General features: G+C 60.3%; 8 protein-coding genes and 1 pseudogene. 5 read left to right on the forward strand and 4 right to left on the reverse strand.

Annotation, left to right across the window (positions count from 1 at the left end; all coding sequences use genetic code 11):
- The first annotated feature begins 49 nt into the window (after nt 1-49).
- The 5 genes and pseudogenes from car to ACZ5U1_RS16740 form a co-directional block, all read left to right on the forward strand.
- Nucleotides 50-3,592 (forward strand): carboxylic acid reductase, encoded by a 3,543-nt coding sequence (gene car, locus ACZ5U1_RS16720; RefSeq protein ID WP_464780262.1) that lies wholly within the window; start codon nt 50-52, stop codon nt 3,590-3,592.
- A gap of 17 nt (nt 3,593-3,609) precedes the next feature.
- A complete protein-coding gene (locus ACZ5U1_RS16725; protein ID WP_464780263.1) occupies nt 3,610-4,668 on the forward strand; it encodes an NAD(P)-dependent alcohol dehydrogenase in 1,059 nt (352 codons plus the stop codon).
- A gap of 88 nt (nt 4,669-4,756) precedes the next feature.
- On the forward strand, nt 4,757-5,974 hold the full coding sequence (locus ACZ5U1_RS16730) for an MFS transporter (protein WP_464780264.1): 1,218 nt from the start codon (nt 4,757-4,759) through the stop codon (nt 5,972-5,974).
- 134 nt (nt 5,975-6,108) lie between these two features.
- The gene (locus ACZ5U1_RS16735; protein WP_464780265.1) at nt 6,109-7,110 is read left to right on the forward strand and encodes an NAD(P)H-dependent flavin oxidoreductase; all 1,002 of its coding nucleotides are present in this window, start codon (nt 6,109-6,111) and stop codon (nt 7,108-7,110) included.
- A gap of 276 nt (nt 7,111-7,386) precedes the next feature.
- Nucleotides 7,387-7,802: pseudogene (locus ACZ5U1_RS16740) on the forward strand (IS30 family transposase); the annotation flags it as partial.
- Between the two features lie 164 nt (nt 7,803-7,966).
- Here the strand turns inward: ACZ5U1_RS16740 and ACZ5U1_RS16745 are convergent.
- The 4 genes from ACZ5U1_RS16745 to ACZ5U1_RS16760 form a co-directional block, all read right to left on the reverse strand.
- Nucleotides 7,967-10,306, reverse strand: a complete 2,340-nt coding sequence (locus ACZ5U1_RS16745; protein ID WP_464780266.1) for a TonB-dependent receptor — start codon at nt 10,304-10,306, stop codon at nt 7,967-7,969.
- A 106-nt stretch (nt 10,307-10,412) separates the two neighbouring features.
- Nucleotides 10,413-11,546 (reverse strand): helix-turn-helix transcriptional regulator, encoded by a 1,134-nt coding sequence (locus ACZ5U1_RS16750; RefSeq protein WP_464780267.1) that lies wholly within the window; start codon nt 11,544-11,546, stop codon nt 10,413-10,415.
- 98 nt (nt 11,547-11,644) lie between these two features.
- On the reverse strand, nt 11,645-12,364 hold the full coding sequence (locus tag ACZ5U1_RS16755; protein ID WP_464780268.1) for an SDR family NAD(P)-dependent oxidoreductase: 720 nt from the start codon (nt 12,362-12,364) through the stop codon (nt 11,645-11,647).
- Nucleotides 12,365-12,378: 14 nt separating this feature from the next.
- On the reverse strand, nt 12,379-14,508 hold the full coding sequence (locus ACZ5U1_RS16760) for an FAD-dependent oxidoreductase (RefSeq protein ID WP_464780269.1): 2,130 nt from the start codon (nt 14,506-14,508) through the stop codon (nt 12,379-12,381).
- Nucleotides 14,509-14,567: the final 59 nt, after the last annotated feature.

Below are 14,567 nucleotides of genomic sequence, written 5' to 3' on the forward strand. Positions count from 1 at the left end.
CGGACAATAGAATGATATTGTTCTGAATAAGATAATTTCGAGAGGTGATATGGGTATTCAGGACAAGCTGGATCGCTCGCAATACACGGTGTCGATAGATGATTATGCCGAAGGCATTGCAACACGGCTGAAGTTATTGATCGAAACCGATCCGCAAGTCGCGGCAGCGATACCGGACCCTGCAATCAACACTGCAAAGCGTCTCAGCGGTCTCGGCTTCGCCCAGATCGTGGCGATTTGCATGGAGGGCTATGCTGACCGCCCTGCGTTGGCGGAGCGCGCGGTGGAACTGAAGGTCGATCCCGCGACTGGCCGGGCCACGCGGGAAATCCAGAAGCATTTCGAAACAACGAGCTACGCCACGCTATGGGACCGGGCGCGTCGACTTGCGGCCTTCTGGCACAATAATCCTGATCAGTTGCTGGGAGCCGATGAGTTTCTCTGCCTTCTTGCCTTTGGCAGCGTGGACTTTGCGACGGTCGATCTTGCCGCGATCCACAATGGGGCGGTAGCGGTTCCCCTTCAGGCCAATGGGGCGTTCCAGCAGTCGCTGTCCATCTTCAACGAGGTGGCGCCAAGTTGGCTCGCGGTCAGCCTGGAATATATCGAAACGGCCACCGAACTGGTCATCCAGGGCCATCGTCCGCGCGGTGTGCTGCTGTTCGATTATCATCCGGAGGTTGATGACGAGCGCGAACGGTTCGAAGCCGCCCGGGCAAAGCTCGCCGATGCGGGTCTGTCGCATTTGCTGGTCACGCTGGAACAGGCTCTGACGGAGGGCAGCGCCTTGCCGCCCGCGCCACTGTTCGACAAAGCGGATGGAGAGCGGCTCTCCACCATCTACTACACATCGGGAAGCACCGGCTTGCCCAAGGGCGCGATGCTGCCTGAGCGGATGATCAAGCAGCTGTGGCTGGTGGATTCGCCCATGCCGATGATCAACCTCATCTACATGCCGATGAACCACACGTCAGGGCGGAGCATCGTCTTCTCGCTCCTGGGGCTGGGCGGCATCGGCTATTTCACGGGCAAGAAGGACCTGTCCGAACTGTTCGACGACATGCGCATCTGTCGGCCAAGCTACATGATGCTGGTCCCGCGCGTGTGCGAAATGATTTACCAGCAATATCAGGTCGCGCTCGACCGGCGCTCCGTACCCGGCGCGGACTTGGACACGGTGAAGGCCGAGTTGCTGCGCGAAACACGCGATATTCTCCTCGGCGGGCGGCTGCTCGTCGCTTCATTCGCCTCGGCCCCGCTCGCCCCTGAACTATCGCAGTTCATGGAAGAATGTTTGGGCTACAAGCTCGGCAATAATTATGGCGCCACCGAAGTCGCCGCAGTGCTGACTGACAACCGCATTCAGCGTCCGCCGGTGATCGACTATAAGCTGGATGATGTACCGGAGCTTGGCTATTTCAAGACCGATAAGCCCTATCCGCGCGGTGAGTTGCGGATCAAGACGTCGAGCATCATGCTTGGTTATTACAAGCGACCTGATGTGACCGCCGAAGTTTTCGACGAAGACGGATATTACAAGACCGGCGATATCATGCAGGAGATCGCACCCGACCATCTGGTGTACATCGATCGCCGCAACAATGTGCTGAAGCTCGCCCAGGGCGAGTTCGTCGCCATTGCCCGGTTGGAGGCGATCTTCACCAACGGCGATCCGCTCATCCGGCAAGTCTATCTATACGGCAGCAGCGAGCGCGCCTTCCTGGTCGGCGTCTTTGTGCCCAATGAAGCGACGCTCGAGCAGATGGGCATCGCCGATGACCCGGCTGCGATCAAGGACGCGTTGCGCGAAGCGATCCAGAACATCGCGCGCGCAGAACAGTTGCAACCTTATGAAGTGCCGCGCGACTTCATCGTCGAGCATGAGCCCTTCAGCGCAGAGAATGGCCTGCTGGCGGGCATCGGCAAATATCAGCGGCCCAAGTTCAAGGAACGCTATACCGGCGCGCTTGAAGCCGTTTACGACAGGATCGCGGCAAGCCAGCAGGATGAGCTTGAGGCCCTGCGCCGTGAAGGCAAGGAGCTTCCCGTGCTCGAAGCCGTCGCCCGCGCCGTCAAGGCGACGCTCGGATTGGAGGATGTCGATCTTTCCAAGCGGATGAGCTTCTCCGATCTGGGTGGAGACTCGCTCTCGGCCGTGTCCTGCTCGCTGCTGCTTGAAGATATTTACGGCATTGATGTGCCGGTATCGGTCATCAACAGCCCTGCCGGCAGCATGCAGGACCTCGCCCAGTTCATCGAACGGGGTCGGAGTGGCGAGGCGAAGGGAACGACCTTTGCATCGGTACACGGTGCCGGTGCGAAGGAGATCCGGGCGAGCGACTTGACGCTGGATCGCTTCATTGATGGCAGTGTCCTCGACGCGGCGCGCAACGCCTTGCCTCCTTCGACGGAAGTTCGCACGGTTTTCCTCACCGGAGCGAACGGCTTTTTGGGGCGGTTCCTCGGCCTGGAATGGCTGGAGCGCATGGCCGACATAGGCGGCAAGCTGATCTGCGTCGCGCGTGGTCGCGACGCAGCAGCGGCACGACAGCGCATCGCGCAGGTCTTCAGCAGCGACCCGCAACTTAAGAGCCGCTTTGAGGCGCTCGCCGACGCGCATCTGGAGGTTCTGGCAGGCGATCTTGGCGAACCGCAGCTTGGCCTTGCCGATGCCGATTGGAAGCGGTTGGCCCAGGATGTGGATCTGATCGTCCATCCGGGCGCCCTCGTGAACCACGTCCTGCCCTATCATCAGCTGTTCGGCCCCAATGTCGCAGGCACGGCGGAGGTCATCCGCCTGGCGATCACGCATAGGCTAAAGCCCATCAACAATGTCTCGACCGTGGCGGCGGCCCATACGCCGGACGGCGTGATGATCGACGAAGACGCCGACGTGCGCACAACCTCCCCCGTCCGGCCCTTGTCGAGCGAGGGCTACGCCGATGGCTATGCCAACAGCAAATGGGCGGCTGAGGTTCTGTTGCGGGATGCGCATGATCGCTTCGGCCTGCCGGTCGCGACCTTCCGATCGGACATGATCCTGGCGCACAGCCGTTATGAAGGGCAACTCAACGTCCCCGACATGTTCACCCGCTTGCTGCTCAGCATCGTAGTGACGGGGCTGGCGCCGCGGTCATTCTACAGCGGCACGGCCAAGCCCCATTATCCCGGGCTGCCGGTGGACTTCACGGCAGAGGCCATCGCCGTCCTGGGGGCCAAGGCGACGAGCGGCTATCGCACCTACCATGTCATCAATTCCCATGATGACGGCATTTCGCTGGACAGCTTCGTCGATTGGATCGACGCCGCCGGATATCCGGTCCAACGGATCGAGGATTACGCCGACTGGCTCGAACGTTTCGGCACCGCCATGCGTGCGCTGCCCGAGGATCGGCGGCAACATTCGTCGCTGCCGCTGCTGCACCAGCTGCAATATCAGATGCCGGGAGAATTCGGGACCAGCGTTCCTTCCGCTCGCTTCCGCGCGGATGTGATCCGACATGAAGTGGGCGCTGCCAAGGACGTCCCGCATCTGTTGCGCGAACTGATCGGCAAATATCTGGCTGACCTCTCCGGTCTCGGCCTCATCTAAGGACAATAGACACAGTCATGACCAACTTGACCAAAGGCTATGCGGCGCTCGCCTCTGATGCCGATCTGGAGCCCTTCTCCTTCGCCCGCCGGGATCTTCGTGCCGACGACGTGGCCATCGATATCCTCTATTGCGGCGTGTGCCATTCCGACCTGCATCACGTCCGTAATCACGGAGGGTATGTCACCTATCCTACCGTTCCTGGCCACGAGATCGTTGGCCGGGTGGCGGCGGTCGGGAGCAGCGTTAGCAAATTCCAGCCCGGCGACATGGTTGGGGTGGGCTGCTATGTGGACTCCTGCCAGAAGTGCAAGCCATGCAATGCGGGTGAAGAGCCCTATTGCGTGGAATATGCGACGCCCACCTATGGGTTCGCGGATCGGCATGACGGCATGCCATCGCAAGGGGGCTATTCCGAGAATATCGTCGTTTCGGAGAAGTTCACGGTGCGCATCCCCGATGGGCTGGATGCGAAGGCGGCGGCGCCATTGCTGTGCGCAGGCATCACCACCTATTCACCGCTGCGCCACTGGAAGGTCGGCCCGGGGCACAAGGTCGCGGTGATCGGCCTGGGCGGCCTGGGTCATATGGGCCTGAAGTTCGCCAAGGCGATGGGCGCCGAAGTGACGCTGTTCACGCGCAGCCCCGACAAGGAGGAAGAAGCACGCCGCCTGGGCGCGGACCATGTCGTGCTGTCGACTGACGAGGCGCAGATGGCGGCGGCGGCCAACAGCTTTGACTTCATCCTCGACACTGTTCCCAACGCGCATGACGTGAATCCCTATGTCGCGACACTTGCGTGGAACGGGACACTCATCCTGCTGGGATTGCTCGGCCCGATCGATCCGCCGCTGCACAATGTGTCGCTGATGATGGGCCGCAAGTCGGTCGCCAGCTCCAATGTCGGCGGGATCGCCGAAACGCAGGAGATGCTCGATTTCTGCGCAGAGCATGGCATCGCGAGCGACATCGAACTGATCGACATTCAGGACATCAATGCCGCCTATGAGCGCATGGAAAAGGGCGACGTGCGTTACCGATTCGTCATCGATAACGCATCGTTGCGGGAAAAATGAGGCAGCTATTGTGAGCAAAGGTAGCCGCTCGTCACAGTTGATGTGGCGGCTACGCTCGCCTTCTCCACTTTTTTGGGATCGCCATAATATGAGCAGCCTTGCGCAACGGCGCGCCGCCGCTGACCCGAACAGGCGGACAGCGCGCATGATGCTCGTCCGGGCATTTCTCGCGCAGAACACAGCCACAGGGTGCGCGTTTGGCGGCTTTGCGGTCAGCATATTGGCGATTCAGGCCCGTTTCGACACGACGCGGAGCATGGCCGCGATGGTCCTTGCCCTCACGGTGCTGGCGATGAGCGGGCTGGGTCTGATCGTCGCGGGCATGATTTCCCGCATCGGCCTGCGCAACACCATGATGACCGGTGCTGTGCTTTCGATAACAGGCTATTTTCTGCTTGCCTTGGTGCAATCGATTGAGGCTACACTTATCGTATGCACGCTCGCGATCGGCCCTGGCGCTTCTCTGCTCGGAGGCTTGCCGCCTAGTATATTGGCCGGGAACTGGCATCCACATGCGCGAGGAAGGGCGGTCGGGATTGCGTATATTCCGCTATTCGTCACTGTCATTCCCCTGCTCGGCCTTGCAGTCATACAAAGATTTGGCCTGCCGGCATTCTTCGTGACCCTGGCGGTACTGCACATTTTGCTCCTGCCCGTACTGCTGGGCGTTTCGGAGCCGCCGCAGAGCGATTACCCCGAAAGCGCCACAGTGGCTGCGGGCTCACGACCTTCCATCCTCTCGCAGCCGCTGTTCTGGGGGGTGTTGATCGGCGAGGGTGTCCTTCAGGCGAGTACCATCACTGGGTCTGCCCATATCGTTGCCATCGCAACCGAATATGGGGTCGCGGCCCGCTGGGGAGCGCTGCTCCTGTCCATCAAGGGCTTTGCAAGCATATTCGGGTCCATCCTGGCAGGACTGGCTTGCGATAAATTTGGCCCCGCGCGCACATTGAGTGCTGCCGGTGCCGGATTGACCGTCAGTTGGATCCTAATTTCAGCAAGCGGCTGGTTTCCAGCATTGGCGCTGGCGATGATCATCATGGGTATATCAGGAGCGGCCATTTTCCCGCTGGTTGCGGTTCTTGTCGCCCAGATATTTGGGGTAGCGGCATTTCCGCGCACTATAGGATTTCTGGGCGCTTTCACCCTGCCTTTCACGTTCGGCGCTCCGGCCGCAGGTTGGCTGCGGGATACGACGAACAACTATCATGTGGCGATGCTGCTGCTCATGGCTCTATCTTTCGGGGCGGCTATCAACTTTGCTTGGATGAGCCGGACACAGGGCCGTAGAGCCTTGGCGTCGTGAAGATTCTCATCCTTGCTCTTACTTTCGAAAACTAAGCAGAAGCGCTGGGCTATACGCCACATACAAGTGCTGGCGGTTGGGGACGCAGGATAAAGGCGAGGCGGAAGCGGCCTGATCAACAGGGGAATGGTGGAATGAAGACCCGGATTACCGAGCTTACCGGCACGCGCTATCCCATTATCCAGGGTGGCATGCAGTGGGTCGGCCGCGCGGAGCTGGCTTCGGCGGTGTCCAATGCTGGTGGCCTCGGCATCCTGACGGCGCTGACGCAGCCGACGCCCGAGGCGCTGGCGGCCGAGATCGAGCGGTGCCGCACGATGACGGACAAGCCGTTCGGCGTGAACCTGACCATATTGCCGACCGCGCAGCCGGTCCCTTACGAAGCCTATGCCGAAGTCATCGCAGGCTCCGGCGTTGGCGTGGTCGAGACAGCCGGACGCAGTCCCGCCGAGTTCATTGCTCGGTTCAAGCAGGCGGGCGTCAAGATCGTCCACAAATGCACCGCCGTCCGCCATGCGCTGTCGGCCCAGCGGGCAGGCGTCGATGCCGTGTCGATCGACGGGTTCGAAGCCGCGGGGCATCCGGGCGAGGATGATATTCCGGGCATGGTGCTGATCCCCGCAGCGGCGCGGGCGCTGGAGATTCCGATCCTGGCGGCGGGCGGCATGGCGACCGGGCGCAGCATGGCGGCGGCGCTCGCCCTGGGGGCGGAAGGCGTGACGATGGGCACCCGCTTCATGTTGACGAAGGAAGCGCCGATCCATGAGGCGATCAAGCAGGCGGTGGTGCAGGGCAGCGAGCGCGATACGACGCTGATCTTCCGCCAGCTGCGCAACACCGCGCGCGTGTTCCGCAATGCCGTCGCCGAGGAGGTGAACGTCAAGGAACGGGAGCCCGGCGCGACTTTTGAGGATATCCGGCCGCTGGTCGCTGGTGCGCGCGGGCGTGCGGCGCTGGAGAGCGGCGAAGTGGATGGCGGGCTAGTCTGGGCAGGCCTTGGCATCGGTCTGATGGACGATATTCCGACCTGCGCCGAACTGATCGAGCGCATCGTGGGCGAATGCCGCGAGGCGCTGGCGCGTGCCGTGGCGCTGACCGGGGAGGCAAATTGGGTGATTGACCCGCCTATAAGATAGCGCCGTTTGTGCCATATTCTGCGGCAATTATATCTTTGACCCGAGCGAAGTCTGCGAGTCCGCCATTGTGCGGTTAGAGACTTGGCAACGGAACAAGGGGACTGTCCGCAGCGGAGATCGGAGTCTTTTCGACTAAACGACTGCGATGGGTCGCCGTCAGAGGTGACCTATAAGGAAGTTAGGTGAGTTTATCGAATTTCCCTAAGGCGGATGGCGGATTCTATTTCGAAGTGCGAAATCCCAGGATTTATAAGGGTTTGATCCCCTTTCCAGGAAGGCAAAGCAAACCTCACCTCGCTGGTCGAACGTCGCAGCCGTTTCACTTTTCTCGCGCGTAGTCCGAGTCGGCATTCCGCCGGGGTCATGGCCGACATCGATCGGCATTTGCGGGGCATCCGCCCTGCCCTCTGGCGCAGCATCACCTTCGATCCGGACACGGAATTTGCCGCTTTTGCGAAACTGCGAAACAACTCGGCATCTCCAGCTATTTCTGCCTGCCGTCCGCGCCCGGCAGAAAGGCGGCGTGGAAAATTGCAATGGACGGATACGGCGCTTCCTGCCCTCCAACACGTTACGCTGCTGTCGGACAAGGAAATCCACAAGCCGCTGATCGCCTCAACAGCACAACCCTCAAGTGCCTGAGCTATCGCACCCCGCACGATGTCGTGGGAGAACAGGTCGCCCTCCTCAAGCCGGATGAAATACTATGCATAACCCCGGGTGTCACACTTCAAATCAAAGCCGCCGAAAGGGATAGCCATTTTCTGACGGGGAAGGCGATATACCCGTCCGTCGCAATAAGAAATGGCGTGTGTGTGTCGACAATAACGAAGCAGCCGACACACACACTTGAAGTTCAGAACGCGATACCGACGTCGATCCCGTATGTGCGCGGAGCCTGGAAGGTGCCGAGTACCCACGTATCGAAGATCGGAAACAGAAACTCTGGCTTATCCGAATTGTTGAGATTTTTGCCCCAGAGGGAAATCTTGCCCTTAGCGTTGCCTACCGGGATTTCGGCAAAGGTGAACCGTGCGCCTATTTCCCAAGTTGCCCTTATCACCAACTGGTCGTCGAGCACGGGGTCACCAGCGCCGATACAGCCGTCGGTCGCCGATTGTGTGGCCCCCACCGGGCACTGCAACCGGAAATGATCGCCCTTATACTGGCCATCAATGCGGAAGCTCATCTTGGTGCCATCTGGAAATTCGGGGAACTCATATTGCGCAGCGACATAGCCGGTGCGCCGGGGTTGATATGTACGCACCGGGGTAGCGGCCGGATTAGCCGTCTGTGGCTTTGTGTTGACGTCCGTAAAGCCATAAGTGCCGGTCAAAGTAAGGCCGTCGACCGGCAGGATCGTGGCTTCAATCTCGTAACCCCGCGCTCTTTCGCTACCGGCATTCAACAGGATGTTGCCACCCTGATTGGGATCAAAGCCCGTCACCTGGAGGCCTTTTCGATCCGCCTGGAATAAAGCGACGTTAAGCCGGACGCGCCGATCGAGAAATTCAGACTTCACGCCCGCTTCGTAGGATTTAATGGTTTCCGGCTGGAATTCCGCGCCATGGAAGATACCCCCCGAAACGAAGCCGGTCGCGAATTTCGCATAGACGTTGCTGCTCTGGGCAAACTGATATTTCAATGATGCGTCATAATCGACGCGATCCTGCTTGGCGTTGAAGCTGCCGCGCTGAACCGTGGGGGTCCGATCCGCATCAATCAGATCATTCTCCGTGCGATCATCTTTAGAGTAGCGGATGCCGCCGCCCAGTTCGAGCGCATCGGTCAACCTGAGATTGGCATGGGCATAAGCCGCGTAAGATTTGTTGAGCACCTTAAGCAGATCGCCACTCGCAAGATAGCTGCCGGGATTATCGATGGGGATCGGGACGCCCGGCTGGCTGACCTGTCCGAAGATGGTGGGGCTATTGAGGTAGGCCTTTTCGCGATAATAAAACAGGCCACCAACAAAATCCAAACTGCCGGTCTGACCGAGGAGTTGCAGTTCGTGGGACGACTGCCGCTGCTTTGCATAGCGCTCGGCTGCAAGCGCCTGATAATATCCGCCCGTCCCGCCATAAGGGTCGACCAGCGAATTTCCGTCGAGATCAGACGATGTGTTCAGCGTAAATCCGCGCAGCCCGCCGATATATTTGACGCTCAAGGAATCACTAAGCTCATAAACGGCCGTAAAGCTGTGGCCCCAGGTTTTCTGGGTAGCTGGAGAAAGGCCATCGATCGGAATACGGTCGAGCCGCGTCAGGCTCTCCACCATCGTGCCGCCAAGTGCAGGCTGGTTCGGGAAGTTGGTGATGCCGCTAAATGCGGCGCCGCTGTGCAGTAATTGCATGGCGTCGAGCGTGGTTACCGCGTCGGTATAGTTGAAGCGATAATCGAGCGTCAGGCCATCGATTCCGGCATAACGGATTGCTGCGAAAAACGACTCGGTGTTGTTCGCGCCAAAGCTCTTCGCGCTGGTGGACGGCCCGAACGGTGCCGGATAAAGGAATGTGCGCTGCGGTGCGGAATTCTTCACATAACCGTCATTTTCGTCATGGACATATGTGAACCGCGCCGAAAGACCAGCCCATTCAGGCGTGTTGACCGTTATCCGCCCGCGACGCCGCTGATAGTTTCCTAGCGTGCCTTCGGCTTCAACACCGAATTTGCCAGTCGGGCTGGCCGTCACAAATGAGATTGCGCCGCCGGTCGAGTTGCGGCCAAAGAGTGTGCCCTGTGGACCGCGCAGGACTTCGAGATGTTCCAGATCGGCCAGATCGAAGGCGGAGTTGCCGGGGCGGCCGAGATAAACGCCATCTACATAGAGCGCGACGCCGGAATCGACTTGGAAGTTGATGGAGCCGGACGAAACGCCGCGAATATTGAACTGCGGCGCGCTGGGCGAGCCTGCCTGCTTCTGGATATTGACGTTTGGCGCGGTCTTGCCGACGTCCTGGAAGCTCTTGATCTGATAATCCGCAATTTGAAGCGCACCGAGAGCTGTTACGGCTGTTGGGACATTTTGCAGGTTTTCAGTACGCTTCCGCGCAGTAACCACGATGTCCTGAAGACCCACGCCCTGCGTCGCTTGGGCGGGTGCTGCTGGCGAAGAATCCTGCGCATTTGCCTGCGACGCTACCAGAGCAAGCATCAATGCCGAACCAGCAAGATAATGATATTTTCCGTAAGCCATCTTCGATATCCCCTCAGTCCTGTCCGCTTTGGCGCGGATCCTGTGTGGTTGAACATCGTTCTGCTAAGCGTCCTGCAATACCTTCAAATCAATTAGGCTGGATAATTTAGCGGCGAACAACGGCGAGTTCGGGCAGACTGGTGTGGATGAGATGCACAAGCTGTGATTGGCGGCTCGCGCCCGTCTTGGCAAAGATAGAGCGGAGATGCGCGCGCACGGTGTTTTCGGCAATGCCCAGCCGATGCGCGGTCTCGATCACCGACACGCCGTTTGCAAGCGAAGCCGCGATCGACGCCTCTGTCGGGGTAAAGGCGAACAATTCCCTCAGGGCATCGCTGGTCACGACGCACTGACGTTCCGGATCGCCCAGGAAAAGCGCGATGGCCGGCGTTGTCCCGCCATGCATGAAATTAGGAATAGTGATTGGCCGAATGACGATCCCGATGTCTCGGTGGCCCGATGGACGTTCGACCAGGAATACTGAAGGAGATGATCCTGGCGCGGCGTTCACCGCATCCTTGAGTTGCTGGCGAAATTCGCGGTCACGGTTGGAATTGGCGATCGCCAGACGCTGCCCCACGATGCTTATCCCATCCGCATCGGCCAGGATGGATGCGGCAAGTTCGTTCATCTTGAGAACATTCAGATTATGATCGAGCATCACGGTGCCGACAGCGAACTGTTCGATGGCGCCGGTCATCACTGCCTGCTCCGAACGGGATACCTCCAGTCGGCGATAGAGTTCGACCGCCTGCCGCAGATGGGGCACGATTTCTTCTATGCGGCCACGCTCTTCGGTATCGAAAGGGGCGCCATCGGGCGCCCTCGTCAGCCGAAGTCGGGCTTCCAGGCCATTGCTTATGCGCAGATCCACGCCAAGAACGTGCGAACCGTCGATCCCTTCCAGCCACCCTTTATAATAGGCTGAATTTTTGAGTTTCGCCTCGGCCACATATTCATACAACGCCATGACCTTGCCTTCGGGCAGGCCGACAAATGGGTCGATCTGCATAAAGCGGTCAAGATATTCCTGAATCGCAGGCGGTGGTGCGGTGGGCGTTATCATTGTGCCCAAACCATCTATATTGGGTGGCGTGAGGATCAGCGTTGCCCATTTTGCGTTCACATGGTCGCGAAGCAGCAGCAGAAAGTCTCGCCATGGATCTTCGCTGACCAGCGAAGCATTGAGCGCCAGGATCATACGCGAAAAGCAGGCGACTTCATTCGCGTGTGCAACCATCCTATTATCTCCTTCGCACTCCTTTACCGGATGCGTCTGATGGAGAGCGTAGTCGGTTGCGCGAGGCTTGCCAATCGTCACCATGTCTTTGGCAAGCATCATGCCTCGGCGATCATATACCCGCCGCTCGCCACCAGACATTCCCCCGTCACAAACCGCGCTGCCGCGCTGGCGAGGAACAGGGTCGGCCCTGCTATGTCGTCTGGTGTTCCCCAGCGGCCAAGCGCCATCCGCTGCGCCGTGCCGGGACCATAGACAGGATCATCGGCGTAACGCACCGTCATCGGCGTGCGGACCGGACCAGGCGCCACGGCGTTGATCCGCACGCCCTTTGTCCCCCATCCTTGCGCCAGCGATTTGGTCAGTAGCAGAAGGCCAGCCTTGGCCGCGCTATATCCGGGGAACATGGAGTTGCCGAAGATCGCCATCATCGAGGCGATCGTCACGACCGCGCCGCCGCCGTCGTGCCGACTTTGCATCAGCAGCGGCAAGCAGGCGATCGTCAACGCATGGACGCCTTTCAGATTGGCGTCGATGGCTGCGTCGAAATCCTCCGGGACGGACGTACCGCCCGCATTGTTAATGAGGATGTCCAACGTCCCCAAACCCGCCACCAAGGCGTCGATGCTAAGCCGGTCGCCAAGACGAAGGGGGCGATAGGTGGCGCCTGGCGGAATGTCTTCATAATCCGCCTCTGTCGGCCGTGTGCCGGTGACGATAACATGTGCGCCCGCAGCGATGAAGGCAGCAGCGATGCCCGCGCCGATCCCGCTGGTCCCCCCGGTGACGAGCACGTGCCGTCCGGTAAAGTCGAACATCGCCATTCCTTTCTTCAGATATCAAGCACGGCGTCGGCCGCATCCTGCATCGCACCTTCTATATAGCCTACACCATTGGCGTCGCCGATGCTGCGCACACTGAATCCGACCGCTTTCAGTTGGTCGGCCAGGCGAGAGTCGCCTTGCGCGCCCTTGGCGACGATCACCTGGTCGGCGGCCACCGTTCTCACTTGTCCGCAGCCGTTGCGGTAGCTGACGTTCTTATCGCCAATCGCAATGTCCCCGGCGTTCGGCAGGAGCGTGACGCCCAGATGGTGAAGTTCATCAAGCACCCGCCAGCGGCGCACGACCTGAAGACCCGCACCCATCTTGGCCGCTTCGTCGATCACGACGACCTTTCGGCCGCGCTTGGCAAGGAATTCGGCCAGTTCCAGCCCAACCAATTCGCCGCCGATAATCACCACGCGTTCGCCAAAGGGCATGAAATAGGTGCTGGCAGCGCGGATGAAACCGGGCCGCGCCGTCAGGCCGGTGACACGACCTGCACGCATCATCAGCCGCGTCTTGGCGTCGACCTTGCGCGCCAGCTTGCCCAGATCCTGGCCCAGCATCAGGCTGCGCATTTCGTCGCCGCTGAACACGTTGTCGCGATCCGCGCCGGGAATGGGGGGCAGCGCACGTCGCGCGCCGGTGGCGACCACGACTTCGTCGGGGGCCAGGGACGCGAGCAGTTCGGGCGTCGCCTTCGCGCCCAGTTGCACGGTGATATTCGGATCCCCCTTCACTTCCCGTTTCAGCCAATCGACAATGCCCTGGTTCGGGGCATAGGCGATCGATGCGAAGCGGGCAGTCCCGCCTAACGAGTCTGTTGCCTCCAGCAGCGTGACCCGATGGCCCCGCTTTGCCAGCCGACGCGCCGCCTCCATTCCGGCCGGTCCACCGCCGATCACGACAATATGACGAGCGGCGGCGGCAGGAACGAGCGCGCGCTCACGCTCAAAGCCTGTTTCGGGATTGACCGCGCATTTCACCGGACGACTGAAAAATATCTGGCTGATGCAGGTGTAGCAGTAGACGCAAGGGCGAATCTGATCGGCCTTCCCTGCGGCCAGCTTGGCCGGCAAATGAGGATCGGCCAGCAGCTTGCGGCCCATCGTCACGAAATCCAGCTTCCCATCAGCAATGAAGCGGTCGGCATCTTCCGGCTCGATCCGACCGGGACAGATGATCGGTATGGTCACATGTGCCTTGATCCGCGCTGCGGCCTCGACAAACCCGTTGCGCGTGTCGGTTGCATGTCCGGTCGAATAGGTGAGGCCCCGCCCCGGATGGCCATCGGCCGATATGTGGATGGCGTCTGCTCCTGCCTCCTGCGCCAGCCGGGCGGTCGCGGCCGCGTCCTCCACTGTGATCCCGCCGTCGATCAGGAAATGCTGGCTGTCCAGGCGCGGCCATATCGGCATGGCGGGGCCGACGGCAGCGCGCACGCCGCGAATGATATCGCACAGCAAGCGCGAGCGGTTCTCGATCGAGCCGCCATAATCGTCGTCGCGCTGGTTGATCAACGGGTTGAGGAAAGATGAGATCAGGTAACCGTGACCGGCATGAAGTTCGACCGCATCGACGCCTGCGCGCTGGGCGCGTTGCGCGGCGCTGGCGAACATCTGGACCAGTTGTTCGATATCCTGCACGGTCATGACGCGGTAATTGGGCGCACCCATGGCAGCAAATGGCGCGGTAAAGATGGCCAGTTCATCCTCCAGGAATCCCTCCATCATGTCGCCATCGCTTTTGCCGACCGCCGGGATCGAAGGCGTCCAGATCGGTCGTCCAGCCAGCATGTCGTTCATCGCGACCAGACCAGCGTGCTGAAGCTGCATCGCGAGTTTCGCGCCATGAGCGTGGACCGCGTCGGCCAGCGCCCGCACGCCCGGCACGTGGCGCTCGTGCGAAATCGCCTCGTTGCGCCAATTGCCGGAGCCTTCGGGATAGCCGATCGATACCGATCCCATCGTGATCAGCGCCGCGCCGCCCTTTGCGCGTTCCTCATAATAAGCGCGCAGCCGTTCGCCGGTGATCCCGTCTTCGTCCGCAAGGTTGGACCCCATCGGCGTCATGAATATCCGATTGCGCAAGTCCATCGCGCCGATACGTCCCGGTGCGAGCAGATGGCTATAGGCCATGTGGCGATCCTCCTTCACCCTGCTCGGATGGCAGGTGTCAAACATCCTGATTGGTGGTT

Source organism: Sphingobium sp. TomTYG72 (assembly GCF_055394715.1).